A 14,832-nucleotide genomic window follows, 5' to 3' on the forward strand; every position below is an offset into this window, starting at 1 on the left:
AGCCCGTCCGGCTACCAGCGACCCAGAATGTCGCTCGCAAGAACGACGGCGGCAGGTCCCGCCGTCGACGATCGCAGAACGTGATGACCCAACAGCGCCGTAACGGCCCCGGCGTCACTGAGCCGCGTTACTTCGCGGGGCGAGATTCCACCCTCCGGTCCTACGATCAGAAGTACTTCCCGGAACGTCCCGGTGTCCGGTCCACCCTGCAACACCTCGAGGACAGTCCTCAACGGGTTTTTGGCGTCCTCGTGCAGGATGATGGCCAGGTCGGCGGCGGCGACTGCTTTGGCCAAGGCTCCGGTATCCACGATTGTCCGCACGTCCGGAATCCATGCCCGCCGTGCTTGCTTGGCCGCGGCGGTTACCACAGACTGCCACTTCCCATGGGCTTTGGCGGCGCGGTCGCCCTTCCAGCGCACGATTGATCGCTCTGACTGCCACGGAATCACTGCGTCGATACCCAGCTCGGTGGCCGTCTCGATGGCAAGTTCATCGCGGTCACCCTTGGCCAAGGCTTGGACGAGCACCAAGCGGACGTCGGGCTGGTCCTCGAAGACAACATCGGAAGCAGTGACGGTCAGGCCGGCGGGCCCGGCGTCGGCGACCGTGCCGGTCAGCCGTGTGCCGGAACCGTCGGCAATGTCAACGGGCTCCCCCACTGCCAGTCTCTTGACCGTGACGGCGTGCCGTGCTTCAGGCCCCTCCAGCACGAACGTGCCACCGGGACTTACATCGCCAAGACTCCCGGCCGGGGTGAAGAAAACGGGGTTGCTCACCGCTACAGGTTACCGAGCTTGTCACGCAGCTTTGCGAACATGCCGCCACTGGCCACGAGTTTGCCTTCGGTGAACTGCTCCCCGCGAAGCTTGGCGAGCTGCTGCAACAATTCTTCCTGGGCGGGATCAAGCTTGCTCGGCGTTTCAACATGGAGGTGCACCTTGAGGTCTCCCCTGCCGTAACCGCGCAGGTGGGTGACGCCAAGGCCGCGGAGCGTGATGACCTCGCCCGACTGGGTTCCGGCCTTCACATCAATGTCCTGTGCGCCATCGAACGTTTCCAGTTGCAGCTCAGTGCCCAGTGCAGCGGCTGTCATGGGCACGCTGAGGGTGGCGTGGAGGTCGTCGCCTTCGCGCATGAACATGGAATCGTTGTTGACCCGGATCTCCACGTACAGGTCGCCGGAGGGGCCGCCTGCGGGTCCTGCTTCGCCTTGGCCGGACAACTGGATACGCGTACCGGTCGCAACACCGGCGGGCACCTTGATGGTCAGGGAACGGCGGCTGCGGATGCGGCCCTGGCCGTTGCACTCGTTGCAGGGATCCTTGATGACCGTGCCGAAACCCTCACAAGATCCGCAAGGGGCCGTGGTCATGACCTGGCCAAGGATGGATCGGACGGCGCGCTGGACCTGGCCGCTGCCGCCACAAATGTCGCAACGTTCCGGATGGGTTCCCGGGCGGCAGCAGCTGCCGTCGCACGTAGGGCAGGTGACGGCAGTGTCTACTTCGAGCTTCTTGTTAACACCAAATACGGCGTCCTTGAGGTCAATACGGACACTGATGAGGGCGTCTTGTCCGCGACGAACGCGGGAAGCCGGTCCACCGTGGCCGCCGCCGCCACCAAAGAAGGTGTCGAAGATGTCCTGGAACGCGAAGCCCTGGCCGGAGTAGCCACCGCCGAAGCCGTTGTCCGTTCCGTTCTCATTGCCGGTGGCATCGTAGACGCGACGCTTCTGGGGGTCCGACAGAACCTCGTAAGCATGGGTCACGGCCTTGAACTGCTCCGCGACATCCTCACCCGGATTTACGTCCGGGTGGAGTTTCCGCGCCAACTTGCGGTACGCCTTTTTGATCTCTTCCCCGGTGGCTTCCGGCGAGACTCCCAAAACGTCATAGTGGCTGCTCAAAGTCGGTATCTCTTCCTTGTCGTACTGCGGATGTTTCCTCGGGCCTGCGTTCAGCCGCCGAGAATGCGTGAAAGGTAGCGGGCCACGGCCCGAACTGCTGCCATGGTGGTTGGATAATCCATGCGGGTTGGACCGAGGATTCCCACTTTGGCACCCGAGCCGTAGCCAGTGGCCACCACCGAAGCTTCGGCCAAGCCGTCATAGGGGTTCTCCCGGCCGATGCTCACCGTGACGCCGCGGGGGTCGTCCCCCATGTCGGACAACAACCGGAGCATGACCACTTGTTCCTCAAGGGCTTCCAGCACGGGTCCGATACTCAACGGGAAGTCCACGTTGGACCGGGCAAGATTGGCTGTGCCGGCCATGAGGATGCGCTCTTCGCGGCTGTTGTCGCTCAGTGCCTGCAGTCCGTGCGCCAGTGTTTGAGCCAGGCCACGGAGTTCCGGCGGGCACAGGGCAACCACTGAGGGAAGTACTTGCGGCAACAGGGCCAGTTGCGTCCCTGCAATGCTGCCGAGGAATCGTGACCTCAGAAGCATCAAAGCGTCATCGCCCACGTCCGAGCCTGCCTCGATGACCTTCTGGCCAACGCTCCCGGTATCCGCAATCAGGACGACGAGCACTTGCTTGGGAGCCAGGAGGACGAACTCCACGTGCCGCACCAGCGCCCGGTTTGAGTGTGGATATTGCACGACGGCGACCTGGTTGGTCAGCTGCGACAGGAGCCGCACGGTGCGCTCCAGGATGTCGTCGACGTCGTCGGGCCCTTCAAGCAGCGAATGGATCGCGCGGCGTTCCGCCGCGGACAGCGGCTTGACCTGGGAGATGCGGTCCACGAACAGGCGGTAGCCCTTATCAGTGGGAATGCGTCCGGCGCTGGTGTGGGGTGCCGCAATGAGGCCTTCTTCTTCAAGAACAGCCATGTCGTTCCGGATGGTGGCACTTGAAACACCGAGGTGGTGTCGCTCCACGAGGGCCTTCGATCCGACAGGCTCCCTGGAATGCACGTAATCTTCAACGATGGCACGCAGTACTTCCAACTTGCGCGGTTCACTCATTACTCCACCTCCTGACGACTGCCATGGTCACTGCGACCGGCCACCGCGGGATCCCATGGGATCACCGCACTTAGCACTCAACATGCCCAAGTGCTAACCAGTCTAGTATGAGCCACCCCGTTGCTAGCATTGAAACTGCCCATGGCCAGCATCAAGCAACCCAGCATAAACCAGTACAAAAAGGTAGGAATTCCTTGGCTTTCGACTCTTGGGGTCCGCAGGACCTAGCAGCTCCAGCCAAACGACAACTCCCCGAGGTAGCCGTCCAGCGCGGGATGGTCCTCGAAGATGTCCAGTCAGGCTGGGTGGGCGAAGTCACTCGGGTTGAAAAAACCGGGGGCATGCACATCGTGTCCCTTGAGGACAGGCGTGGTAAAACGAAGTCCTTCCAACTCGGCTTCGGCTTCCTGCTTGAAGGCCAACCCATCCGGTTGATGCCTCCGGCCCCCCGCCAAGCGACGGCCCCCGCGCAACCGGGACGAACGGCCTCGGGGTCGGTGAAGGTCCAGGGACAACGCGCCCAAGTGGCAAAAGCCAGCCGGATCTGGGTGGAAGGAAAGCACGACGCCGAACTCGTGGAGAAGGTCTGGGGCGACGATCTCCGCGTCGAAGGCATCGTGGTGGAGCCATTGCACGGCGTCGATGACCTCAAATCTTCCATCGCCGCCTTTAATCCGGGCCCTGGCCGCCGCCTAGGCATCCTGGTGGATCACCTCGTGGCCGGATCCAAGGAGTCCCGCATTGCGGCCGAAGCCATGACGGTCCCCGGGGCGCCAGGAAATGTCTTGATTGTCGGCCACCCGTACATCGATGTCTGGCAGGCCATCAGGCCGAAGGTGCTCGGCATCGATGCCTGGCCTTCCGTGCCTCGCGGCATCGACTGGAAGACGGGAATTCTCACCGCCTTCGGGTGGCCTCACGAGACCGCTGAGGACATTGGCCTGGGCTGGCAACGGCTTCTCGGGGCGGTTCGCAGTTACGCCGACCTTGAGGCCTCCCTGCTGGGCCGAGTGGAGGAAGTCATCGATTTCCTCACGGTTCCCTGACACTGGCCCCGAAAGCGGCAGCAACTGACGTGTCTTCGTGGCGCTTGTCCCGGGAAGTCCACGGAGGCCGGTATTCTGGGACAGCAACACCGCAGCATCTTTACAGCAAAGGGAACACACCGTGGCAGAGAACGCTCCTGAAGAACCGGGCAGCGCCGCAGGCCAGCCCCAGTACCATGGCGCGCCTGCAAATGCGCTGCCACTGACCGCCAGCGAGGACCGGCAGTGGGCAACCTTGGCCCATTTTGGCGGCATTTTGGGATGCCTGCCATCTCTCCTGATCTACCTGATCTTCCGCGACCGCGGACCCTTCACGGCACAGGAATCCAAGGAAGCGTTGAACTTCACGCTGCCTCCTACAATCGCCGCAGTTTTGGCGAACATCCTGGTGCTGCTGCCTGTGGTGGGCAACATTTTCGCAGTGATCGCCACCGGCATCTGGGTGGCCCTGACGTGCTTCTCCGTCTCGGCGGGCATCCGGGTCAACCATGGCCAGCCGCACCGTTACAAGCTCAACCTGCGCTGGATCAAGTAGCTTCCCGCCGCCTTCGCCCAACCACTGATTGTTAGTCGGGCAGGATCCTGCGCACTACAGCGTCAGCGAGCAGTCGACCCTTCAACGTAAGGATCAACCGGCCCTTGAAGGCCTGCACCGGATCCACAAGTTCATCGGCAATGAGCCCAGCCATCGCGTGGCGACCAATCGCGTCCAACGCATCTACGGCCAACCCGGTACCCAGCCTTGCTTCAAGCATGACGCGCTCGACTTCCCGTGTGTCGGAGTCCAAGGTCTCCCGTCCTGCTGCCGGCGAGCTTCCTGCAGCCAACCGTCCGGCATAAGCAGTGGGGTGCTTGACGTTCCACCAGCGGACGCCTCCCACGTGGGAGTGCGCTCCTGGACCGATGCCCCACCAGTCGTCCCCGCGCCAGTAGGCCAGATTGTGCCGGCAGGCTTGGTCCGGCGTCCTGGACCAGTTACTGACCTCGTACCAGCTCAAACCGGCTTCAGAGATCATTTTGTCGGCCAGTTCGTACTTAGCGGCGTGATCGTCGTCGTCGATGCCCGGCACTTCGCCACGCCGGATTTGGGCAGCAAGTTTGGTGCCGTCTTCCACTATCAACGCGTAGGCACTGATGTGGTCAGGTTCGTAAGACAGAGCCGTCTCAAGCGACAACCGCCAGTCCTCCATGGACTCCCCCGGCGTACCGTAGATCAGGTCGAGGCTGACGGCGAGCCCGGCCTCTCGCGCCCACTGCACAACGAGCGGCACACGACTGGGAGTATGGGTGCGATCCAGCACCTTCAGGACATGCGGCACAGCTGACTGCATGCCGAACGAGACCCTCGTGAAACCGGCCTCGGCCAGTACCCTCAGGGATTCGGGAGTCACCGAATCGGGATTGGCTTCAGTGGTTACTTCAGCACCGGGCTCAAGCCCCCAGTGCCCGACGGCGGCGCGCAGGATCCGTGCCAAGTCTTCCGCGGGCAGGAGTGTCGGAGTGCCGCCACCGAAGAAGACTGTGCTCATGCGCCGTTGAGGCAGCCCCGAGGCGTCAAGGGCCACAGCCGCAAAGTCGAGCTCGGACACTGCGGTGGTGGCGTAGGCATCCTGGGAAGCACCGCCTCCCAGCTCGGTGGCTGTATAGGTGTTGAAGTCACAGTAGCCACAACGAACGGCACAAAAAGGGATATGGACGTAGAGCCCAAACTTGCGGTGCTCGACGCCAGCCAACACCTGCGGAGGCAGTATGCCGTCCGCAGGTGCCGGATCGCCCAAAGGTAGGACGCTGGGCATCTACTTCTTGGCCTTGTCCTTGGACTCGTCAGTGGTCAGGGCTGCGATGAATGCCTCCTGGGGCACCTCGACGCGACCCACCATCTTCATGCGCTTCTTGCCTTCCTTCTGCTTCTCCAGCAGTTTGCGCTTACGGGTGATGTCACCGCCGTAGCACTTGGCAAGAACGTCCTTGCGGATGGCCCGGATGCTTTCGCGGGCAATAATGCGGGACCCGATGGCAGCCTGGATGGGCACCTCGAACTGCTGCCTCGGAATCAGCTCGCGAAGCTTCCCGGTCATCATCACACCGTAGGCGTAGGCCTTATCCCGGTGCGTGATGGCGCTGAAAGCGTCCACTTGCTCACCCTGCAGCAGGATGTCGACCTTAACGAGGTCGGCGACCTGTTCGCCGTCGGCCTTCCAGTCAAGCGAGGCGTAGCCACGCGTCTTGGACTTCAGGAGGTCGAAGAAGTCAAAGACGATCTCGGCCAGCGGGATCCAGTAGCGGAGCTCGACGCGGTCCTCGGACAAGTAGTCCATGCCGCGCATCTGGCCGCGGCGGCTTTGGCAGAGTTCCATGATGGACCCAACGAACTCGTTGGGCGCGAGGATGGTTGCCGAAACCATTGGCTCACGGACTTCGGAGATTTTGCCTGTGGGGTATTCGCTGGGGTTGGTGACGTGGATGACCTTCTTGTCCTCGAGGGTCACCTCATACTCCACGTTGGGAGCGGTGGAGATGAGGTCGAGGTTGTACTCACGCTCCAAGCGCTCACGCGTGATCTCGAGGTGAAGCAAACCAAGGAAGCCAACGCGGAAGCCGAAGCCGAGTGCTGCAGACGTCTCGGGTTCGTAAACCAACGCAGCGTCGTTGAGCATCAGCTTTTCAAGAGCATCGCGCAGGACCGGGTAATCCGTGCCGTCAAGGGGGTAGAGACCAGAGAAGACCATCGGCTTGGCGTCTGCGTAGCCGCTGAGTGACTCCGATGCCGGCTTGGCCAGGTTGGTGACAGTATCGCCAACCTTGGACTGGCGTACATCCTTAACGCCGGTGATCAGGTAGCCCACCTCGCCGACGCCCAGGCCCTTGGATGGCGTGGGCTCCGGGGAACTGACACCAATTTCAAGGAGCTCGTGCGTTGCCCTGGTGGACATCATCTGGATGCGTTCGCGCGGGTGGAGCATGCCGTCCACCACGCGCACATAAGTGACGACGCCGCGGTAGGTGTCGTAGACAGAGTCGAAAATCATGGCGCGGGCCGGGGCATCGGGATCACCAACGGGCGCGGGAAGGTCGCGGACAATCTTGTCCAGCAGCGCCTCCACGCCTACGCCGGTCTTGCCGGAAACCTTGAGGACGTCATCGGGATCGCCGCCAATCAAGTTGGCAAGCTCCGCTGCGTACTTCTCGGGCTGGGCGGCCGGAAGGTCGATCTTATTCAGCACAGGAATGATGGTGAGGTTGTTTTCCATCGCCAAATACAGGTTGGCGAGGGTTTGTGCCTCGATACCTTGGGCCGCATCCACCAACAGCACTGCGCCTTCGCAGGCGGCAAGCGAGCGGGAAACCTCATAGGTGAAGTCGACGTGGCCGGGAGTATCGATCATGTTCAGCGCATAACTGTTGCCATCGAGTTCCCACGGCATACGGACAGCCTGGGACTTGATGGTGATGCCGCGCTCACGTTCGATATCCATGCGGTCCAGATACTGGGCCTTCATGTCGCGTTGCTTAACGACGCCGGTGTACTGCAGCATGCGGTCGGCCAAGGTGGACTTACCGTGGTCAATGTGGGCAATGATGCAGAAGTTCCGGATGATGGCCGGATCTGTTGCGGCGGGCACCGGTGCGGTGCGGGCCATGGGAGACACGCAGGATCCTTACTGTCGACACTCACACGGCAATTCCCGGAACTGGGCATAGGCCAGCCGGAACACGCCGCGCATCTGATCCTCTAGTCTCCCATGAACCGGCGCTTCGCCGTACATTGCCTGCCGGGGCTTCAGCCGCATACGGCTGTAGCGTGGTCACATGGCTTTCGACTTGCGCCCCTTGGGCAATCTCATCCTGCGGTCCCTCAAGTCGCTTGGAGGCAATGGCACCAAGGCAACCACCCCCGGAGGTGCCCGAAGGACGCAGACCCGGCGATCCGACGTCGTGCATCAGCCAGGCTCCTACCCAGGCGACTTTCGCGGTTCATTTAAGGTCAGCTACTCCCCTAAGCCCGATGGTCAACCGGACCCCGGCGAAATTGTCTGGAGCTGGGTCCCCTACGAAGAGGACCACACTCAAGGCAAGGACCGGCCGGTGCTTTTGGTTGGTCGGGACCGCGAATGGCTTCTGGGCCTCATGCTGACTTCCAAGGACCACGACAATGGCGCCCGGGCGGACGACTACGTTGACATAGGAACCGGTTCCTGGGATCGGCAAGGCAGGCCCAGCGAAATCAATGTCGGGCGCGTTATCCGGCTTGATCCCGGCACGATCCGGCGCGAAGGCGCCGTCCTGGGAAAGCCGCGGTTCCAGGAGGTAGCCCGGGCCCTCCAAGCGCGGCAATAGAGCGACTGAGTACCGGTTCGGCGTGAGCCCTGACTTTCTGCTATCCTTTATAGCTGTGTGTCCGTGCAGGTCGACGGCCACTCATGGTTGGCTGCCATAGGCATCCCCACGCCGCTCAGTCGATGGCCAACCTGAAAACCCTCTAGACCATTTCCGCATTAAAAAGAGAGTTCATACGTGGCTAATATCAAGTCCCAGAAGAAGCGCATCCTCACCAACGAGAAGGCTCGCCTGCGTAACAACGCAGTCAAGTCCGAGCTGAAGACGGCCATCCGCGCCGTCGCCACCGCCGTTGAGTCTGCTGACAAGGATGCTGCTGGAACTGCACTTGTTGCTGCCAGCCGCAAGCTGGACAAGGCTGTCAGCAAGGGCGTTATTCACAAGAACAACGCTGCAAACCGCAAGTCGGCGATCTCCAAGAAGGTCAACGCACTCTAAGGTTTTTCCAGTTCGACTGAGCTGATCAAAAGGCCGGCACCCTTTGGGTGCCGGCCTTTGGGTTTAACCGGCGATGCCGCCGCGCGCTGGCTTCAGCGTCGACTGGCTGACATGGCAATCACAGTCACCGCATGCTCCACGGCGTAAACGGGGTCACGCGACTCACCCTTCACCTGGGCATCCGCTTCCGCGATGACCTGGATGGAACGGATCAGGCCTTCGGGCGTCCAGCGGCGGACGTCACGCTGCGCCTGCTCTACAAGCCACGGCTGCATTCCCAGGTTCTTGGCGATGGTCGCCGGAGAACCGTTGGCTCCGGCAACTTTGGCCAGGGTGCGCAGCTTGGCCGCCAGCGCCGCAACCAGGGGAACAGGATCGACGCCGGTGGCCAGTGCGTGCCTCAGGGTGGACAGCGCCACTGGCCCATTGCCGGCCATTGCAGCATCGGCCACCTTGAATGCCGTAGCTTCCACTCGGCCACCGTAATAGCGTTCCACCGTCTCCGCCGTCACGGCGGTAGTGGCGTCGGCAATCAGTTGGTTGCACGCTGCTGCAAGTTCGGAAAGGTTCGCGCCCACGGCGTTCACTAGTGCCTGGACAGCTTCGCCCTCAATGCGGCGACCTCCGGCCCTGAATTCGGAGACGACAAACGCGGTCTTGTCTGAGTCCTTCTTCATCGGCTGGCAGTCGATCACTGGCCATCCCGCGGACTTCACGGCGTCGAGCAGCTTCTTGCCACGGACTCCCCCGGCATGACGCAGGACAAGGACAACGTCCTGGTCCGGATGCTGGAGGTAGGCCAATCCGTCGGCCAGGAAAGCATCATTCATTGCCTCGAGGCCCTCGACCTCGATGAGCTTGCCCTCGCCAAAAAGCGACGGCGTGACGGTCATGGCTAGGTAACCGGACTCGTAGGAGCTTGCGTTCAGTCGGCTGAGCTCGACATCCGGAGTAGTGGCCCGCACCTGGGTGCGGATGCCATCCATTGCGCGGATCCCAAGGTATTCTTCCGGGCCCATGATGAGGACTACGGCGGCGGGCGCCGCTTCCCGCCAGCTGACGGTGTTTGCCGCGGCACTCTTGGCCCGGGTGTTTTGGGCAGCAGCCACAGATGGTTCCTTCCGGATGTTACTTTGCAGGCTTCAAGTCTGCCATGCTTGCGCCTTGCACCGCGCTCCAGGAGCACCGTCACAACACCGTGCAGGCCCATGACGTGCCGCTTCACAGCCGCAGGATGCAGCGCCGCCCAGACGACCAGCACAGTCACGACCGATGAGAGCACCATAGCCATCATTCCGATCGGCCCCTCAGCCCAGGGCAAAGCAGCTCCAGGCAAACCGGCAAAGAACCGTGCCAGCCCCGCAACCATCCCCGCGCAGGTCCCCGCAACGGCGATCGGCACCACCGCCAGCCAGGGCAGGACCGTGGCCAGCGGCGCAGCGATCGTCCCAAAAATAGTCACCGGCGCCACCAAAGGACCCGCCGCCACGTTGGCGATCAGGGCATACGGCGTGAACTGAGGCTGAAGTGCCACAATCACCGGCCCGCACAACAACTGCGCCGACAAAGGCACCGCAATTCCGGCAGCCAACCACCGTGGTACCCACAACGGAATCCACGACGCAATACGGGTGGCAAGCAGCACAATCCCGAGCGTAGCCAGAACCGACAAGAGAAACCCCACGTTGGCTGCCATGGCCGGGTCCAGCAACAGCAGAATCGTCGTGGCGAGGCAGAGGAAAGTCAAGGACCGGCCCCGTAATCCGCCCGTCAGGGCAGCCAAGCCCACAGCTCCCATGACCGCAGCCCGCAAGACACTCGGGTCCGGCCCAACCATCACGACGAACGACAACAGACCGCACGCAGCGAACGCCCCGGCGGCCGGGCGTACCAGCCGGAAGCAACGCGCCAACAGCCAAGGGCCGGGGTGACGGACAGTGAGTGCCGCCCACCCCGGAACCTAAAAACGGGCACTCGACGTCTTCCCTCGCATTGTCAGCCGCCAGAGCGCCTCAATGAGTGGCAGACTACAATAGGACCCTAGACCAAAATGTGTCATGAGGCCTTATCAAACGAGGAATCTTTGACTAATAGATTTGCCAAACATCGCATCAAAGTATTAGTAATCGGCTCCACGGGATTTATCGGAAGCCGCGTGATGACGGAACTTGATTCGTGCGATAACGTGGAAGTTTCCATAATGACCAGAAGACGGTATAGCGTCCCCAATCACCCAAGAATAAAAGTCTTGCTTGGTGACGTAACCGACCTCACCTCCTTAAACCTCGCTATCAGAGACTTCGAGGTTGTAGTCAATGCTGCCTCGTACGTCGGAGATGATCCCCTTAGAGCACAACAAGTGAATCACCTCGGTGCTGAAAATGTCGCCCATGCATGGAAATCCTCCGGCGCACGAAAACTGATCCACATCAGCACGACCGCCGTGTATGGCACGGGACCTCACCGATCTCACCCGGCCAACCCTACGGTCTATAAACCCGACTCGGTCGTCAGCCAGACCCGGGCGGCAGGGGAAGCATCCATTCTCAACCTCGGCGGAATAGTCATCCGACCAAATCTCATTTATGGGCCGGGGGACCAATGGTTTATCCCAGGAATTATCCGGCTCTTCAGGACGCTTGGCACCCAAATTGACAATGGGGCCGCCAAAATTTCCGTGGTTGACGTTGCAGACTTGGGGCGTCTCGTTTCTGCTTTGGCGACTTCCCCCGCACCCCTAGATGGCGCCTTCCATGCAGCTAACCCGACCCCCACAACACTCGCACGTCTCGCATATACGATCAGGCGCGAGGTCAGCCCGTTACAGATAGAGGGGACTACAACTCTCGACGAGGCCGTTCGCATTCTCGAGCCGGCCGGCTTCCGCCCCCACCAAGTCAAAATGGTAGGCATGGACCATCACTATGAATCGCAGAATCTCTGGGATCTAGCCGAATTAGGCAAGACCTCACCGACGATTTCGCGCGAAGCGGTAGACTGGTATCGTTTAGTTGCGAAGATTTGAAACAACATTCCAGATCCGAGGCATAGTTTGCAGCGCCCCCACACATCCCCACCCCCCAGAATGGAGTCCGAGGGCGGAGCGCCCACCGGCGGCTTCACGGAACCGTCAGCTTGCCAGGCAACGCAGCTCCCAGCTAAGCCGGACATTGATATAATAGATGAATCACCCCAGATTGAAGGATTAGTGTTGAATCAGAGCCGTGCCGTTGAAACGCGAAGGAATATTCTCTACGCGGCAGCGCGTGTTTTCGAGCGCAAGGGATATTCGGCAGCCACAATTGCCGAAATACTGGCTGAGGCCGACGTAACGAAGGGTGCATTGTATTTCCACTTTGAGTCGAAGGAAGCCCTCGCAAACGTAATTGTGGAGGAACAGTCAAACTGGATCGACGAGAACACCGACCCCCGCATCTCGCCTATACAGAGAAGCATCGATCTCAGCTACCGGTTTATTGAAGCTCTCCAAAATGATCCCCTCGTACGGGCTAGTATTCGACTCACCCTGGAACGAAATACTTTCGGCACGGACAATCCATCACCGTACGTAAGCTGGGTCTCTCTCCTCGCAGACATGCTGGAAAACGCAGCTGCACAAGGCCTGCTACTACCGCATGTCAGCCCACAAGATGCCGCGCACCTGCTTGCATCAGCAGTCACCGGAACACAGTTGACATCGGAAGCGATCACACACAGATCGGACCTTAAATACCGAATAGAACAGATGTGGGTAATTCTGCTGCCGGCATTGGTCCCTTCCAGTCTGCTACCGGCGCTGAACTCAACAGCACCGGCCGAAACCTCTGCCGCCTAGAATCAACCACTCAGCAACTGACAAGGCGAAATCTGCCGGGAGGGGTTAATATAGCCCGTTACGGTAGAGAGGCTTGCCCGGAATGGGTGCTGGATATGGCTACAATGGCGAGAGTCCTTCCCAATTGCTTGAAAATGAATGAGCACTCATCGCCGCTTGGGCCATCAGGAACGTCCGTCGCGATCTGAACGGGCTCGTGCAGTTCCCCGTAATTGAAGAATCGCGCACTGATGACGTTGAACGAAGGATCTCCTCCTCTATTCAGTGCGAATGCCTGCCTGGCAGCGTCGATGACCAGCATTCCTGGAATATGGTCCGCAGGGTGATCAAACAGCCATTTATGTGATGTGTTGATAAGCAGATCACCACCGCCCTCATTCAGAAGGACGTCCTCTTCACAAGTCCGCCCCACATGGGAGGCCTCTGCTCTGAGCCCGGGCGAACGGAACTCCTTGGGCTCGGCGCCGTTGCGCACCCGATGGTACGAGTGTTGTTCCAAGACGATCAATTTCCCCCGCCCTGTCCCAATAATGGCTTTATCGAGCCGGAATGTAACCCTGATGCCCAGTCCAATGAGGCGAGTGCCGCTGAAGTCAGGAGTGAGTTCCAGCCAGAGATCCGGCGTTCCAGTCATGCGACAAGAGTCAAGGCTGATCCCGATGTGCTGTAACGAAAAGGCCGATTCCAGCGGCACGCCATACATGGAATGCGCAACGATGATGACGGCCTGGCGGAAAGTCTCTAACGCCAGCATAGGATCACTCATGCCTTGAGATGCAAGACAGTGATACTCCTGCTCCGCTGCCCATGAGGCCGTCAGCTCTGCAGTGTTCTCACACGTGCTTCGCCACCGGGCTATGAAGTTGGCGGCCGCACTGACTTTATGCACAAGGCGATCCTCAGCCGGACGCCATTCAGCGAAAGCTTGACCGGGCAAGTATGCCTCCGCAGCGAGCAGAGCCCCCCCTCCATTGATGTGACTTTGCGTCATCAAATCCCCCCCTAAGAAACCATCCATGCGGTTTTTTAGAGATTAGTCCAATTGGAGGTGAAACTCACAACGCGCAGGTTCCTCCGGCATGTTCCGTAACAAGTAACGAACTTTTGACATGTACGACTAAGGTTGGCGGCCGCTTGATCACGACAGACCAGTCATCGGGTTATGCATCTCCGAGGTCGAGCTCATTTCCGAGGTCTTCGGCGACCGCCCTCCTGTATATGGACTCCGCCGTGGCCACGTCCAGGGCCCCCAGCCCGAAAGGTGAGCAAACGATGGGCCTTTCGGTAGCCTGCACCTGAGCATCCCGGCGAAGCAGTGACGGAATTTCAAGAACGGAAAGTTCGTTGGGGCCGTATGCGTCGACGGCCAAGTTCAGGGATGTTCGCTCCCTACAAGCGTGCTCGAAATCATCTACAACGTTCACGGCATCGCGAAGTACTGCCGGTGTCAGGTCGCGCAATGATAGGTGCAGAATGATCTGCCCGGGCCGAAATCGATGATCCAGGTAAGGCTCACCGGCGGTTGTGGCCAGCAGAACAACATTCTGGACCAATGCGTCCTCCACGGATCCTACGATCGCATCGACTCCCTCAAGGAGTAAGCGGTCTACTGTCGCTTGAGCTCGCAGCGGATCTACGTCAGAGACAACAACGCGACCAAGGCCAAGAACATGTCGAATGTAGTCAGTCGTCGTCGATGCTATGAGTCCAGAACCGACAATGCCTACGTTCGGCCGCTGGGTTCCGCCAACAACTTGTAATGTGAGTGCTGCTGACGCCGCGGTACGGGCGGCATTCACGGGGGCAGCACTCAAGACGGCCTTGAGATATCCCGAATCCATCGAATTCAGTAGGATCGTTGCGCCAGCGCGCTGAAGCCCTCGACCTGTGTTTGCCGGAACGCTGGACACCCATTTCATTCCCGCAACATCGAACAATTCGTCCTTGACTCTGGACAACAGAGCGATAATTCGATCCCCGGGCCTATCGGGAAATTTCAGAAACGTCGACTGCGGCGTTGAGCTGCTTCCCACGCCATGGGCTAAATAGGCTCTTCTCACAGCATCGAGAACCAAGTCCTTATCCTGAAGGACATAAGAGACAACACGAGCGTCAAGAAAATGAATTTTTGTCACAGAAAGCAACCTTCGATAGTTTTTGGAAGATGAAAATCTATTGGGGACGTCGTTCTTCGGCAACGCGCCCGTC

At 60.2% G+C, this 14,832-nt stretch carries 15 protein-coding genes; 6 read left to right on the forward strand and 9 right to left on the reverse strand.

Annotated elements, in window-relative coordinates; all coding sequences use genetic code 11:
- Positions 1 to 11: 11 nt before the first annotated feature.
- Genes J3D46_RS17155 through hrcA form a run of 3 tightly spaced genes read right to left on the reverse strand, consistent with a single transcriptional unit; the run spans position 12 to position 2,967 of the window.
- Positions 12 to 779 (reverse strand): 16S rRNA (uracil(1498)-N(3))-methyltransferase, encoded by a 768-nt coding sequence (locus J3D46_RS17155; RefSeq protein ID WP_231342929.1) that lies wholly within the window; start codon positions 777 to 779, stop codon positions 12 to 14.
- 2 nt (positions 780 to 781) lie between these two features.
- Entirely contained in the window at positions 782 to 1,909 is a 1,128-nt protein-coding gene (dnaJ, locus tag J3D46_RS17160) for a molecular chaperone DnaJ (RefSeq protein WP_231342934.1), read from the reverse strand.
- A gap of 50 nt (positions 1,910 to 1,959) precedes the next feature.
- Entirely contained in the window at positions 1,960 to 2,967 is a 1,008-nt protein-coding gene (hrcA, locus tag J3D46_RS17165) for a heat-inducible transcriptional repressor HrcA (RefSeq protein WP_231342936.1), read from the reverse strand.
- Between the two features lie 194 nt (positions 2,968 to 3,161).
- On the opposite strand from hrcA, the gene J3D46_RS17170 reads away from it, so the two are divergent.
- Together J3D46_RS17170 and J3D46_RS17175 are read left to right on the forward strand one after the other, a co-directional pair.
- Complete coding sequence (locus J3D46_RS17170) at positions 3,162 to 4,013, forward strand: DUF3097 domain-containing protein (RefSeq protein WP_231342938.1); 852 nt, start codon at positions 3,162 to 3,164, stop codon at positions 4,011 to 4,013.
- A gap of 121 nt (positions 4,014 to 4,134) precedes the next feature.
- Entirely contained in the window at positions 4,135 to 4,548 is a 414-nt protein-coding gene (locus J3D46_RS17175; protein ID WP_159699313.1) for a DUF4870 domain-containing protein, read from the forward strand.
- A gap of 31 nt (positions 4,549 to 4,579) precedes the next feature.
- On the opposite strand, the gene hemW is transcribed toward J3D46_RS17175, so the two are convergent.
- A complete protein-coding gene (gene hemW / locus J3D46_RS17180; protein ID WP_231342940.1) occupies positions 4,580 to 5,809 on the reverse strand; it encodes a radical SAM family heme chaperone HemW in 1,230 nt (409 codons plus the stop codon).
- Complete coding sequence (gene lepA, locus J3D46_RS17185; RefSeq protein ID WP_231342943.1) at positions 5,810 to 7,663, reverse strand: translation elongation factor 4; 1,854 nt, start codon at positions 7,661 to 7,663, stop codon at positions 5,810 to 5,812.
- 160 nt (positions 7,664 to 7,823) lie between these two features.
- Between lepA and J3D46_RS17190 the strand changes: the two genes are divergently transcribed.
- Both J3D46_RS17190 and rpsT read left to right on the forward strand, forming a co-directional pair.
- Positions 7,824 to 8,351, forward strand: a complete 528-nt coding sequence (locus J3D46_RS17190; RefSeq protein ID WP_231342944.1) for a type II toxin-antitoxin system PemK/MazF family toxin — start codon at positions 7,824 to 7,826, stop codon at positions 8,349 to 8,351.
- A gap of 177 nt (positions 8,352 to 8,528) precedes the next feature.
- Entirely contained in the window at positions 8,529 to 8,789 is a 261-nt protein-coding gene (gene rpsT / locus J3D46_RS17195) for a 30S ribosomal protein S20 (protein ID WP_231342946.1), read from the forward strand.
- A gap of 92 nt (positions 8,790 to 8,881) precedes the next feature.
- Here the strand turns inward: rpsT and holA are convergent, their stop codons facing one another.
- Positions 8,882 to 9,898: a DNA polymerase III subunit delta gene (gene holA, locus J3D46_RS17200; protein WP_231339991.1), complete on the reverse strand. Its 1,017-nt coding sequence runs from the start codon at positions 9,896 to 9,898 to the stop codon at positions 8,882 to 8,884.
- Entirely contained in the window at positions 9,817 to 10,701 is an 885-nt protein-coding gene (locus J3D46_RS17205; protein ID WP_231339992.1) for a ComEC/Rec2 family competence protein, read from the reverse strand. Before J3D46_RS17205 ends, holA begins: the two co-directional genes overlap by 82 nt.
- Positions 10,702 to 10,839: 138 nt before the next feature.
- On the opposite strand from J3D46_RS17205, the gene J3D46_RS17210 reads away from it, so the two are divergent.
- Both J3D46_RS17210 and J3D46_RS17215 read left to right on the forward strand, forming a co-directional pair.
- Complete coding sequence (locus J3D46_RS17210; protein WP_256491495.1) at positions 10,840 to 11,814, forward strand: NAD(P)-dependent oxidoreductase; 975 nt, start codon at positions 10,840 to 10,842, stop codon at positions 11,812 to 11,814.
- 183 nt (positions 11,815 to 11,997) lie between these two features.
- On the forward strand, positions 11,998 to 12,624 hold the full coding sequence (locus tag J3D46_RS17215; RefSeq protein WP_231339993.1) for a ScbR family autoregulator-binding transcription factor: 627 nt from the start codon (positions 11,998 to 12,000) through the stop codon (positions 12,622 to 12,624).
- A gap of 58 nt (positions 12,625 to 12,682) precedes the next feature.
- Here J3D46_RS17215 and J3D46_RS17220 read toward each other — a convergent pair whose 3' ends face one another.
- Positions 12,683 to 13,642, reverse strand: coding sequence for an AfsA-related hotdog domain-containing protein (locus tag J3D46_RS17220; protein WP_308102708.1), 960 nt, complete (start codon positions 13,640 to 13,642; stop codon positions 12,683 to 12,685).
- A 142-nt stretch (positions 13,643 to 13,784) separates the two neighbouring features.
- Positions 13,785 to 14,822, reverse strand: a complete 1,038-nt coding sequence (locus tag J3D46_RS17225) for a hypothetical protein (RefSeq protein WP_231339994.1) — start codon at positions 14,820 to 14,822, stop codon at positions 13,785 to 13,787.
- Positions 14,823 to 14,832 lie beyond the last annotated feature (10 nt).

This window comes from Paenarthrobacter sp. A20, from assembly GCF_024168825.1.
Taxonomy (GTDB): domain Bacteria; phylum Actinomycetota; class Actinomycetes; order Actinomycetales; family Micrococcaceae; genus Arthrobacter.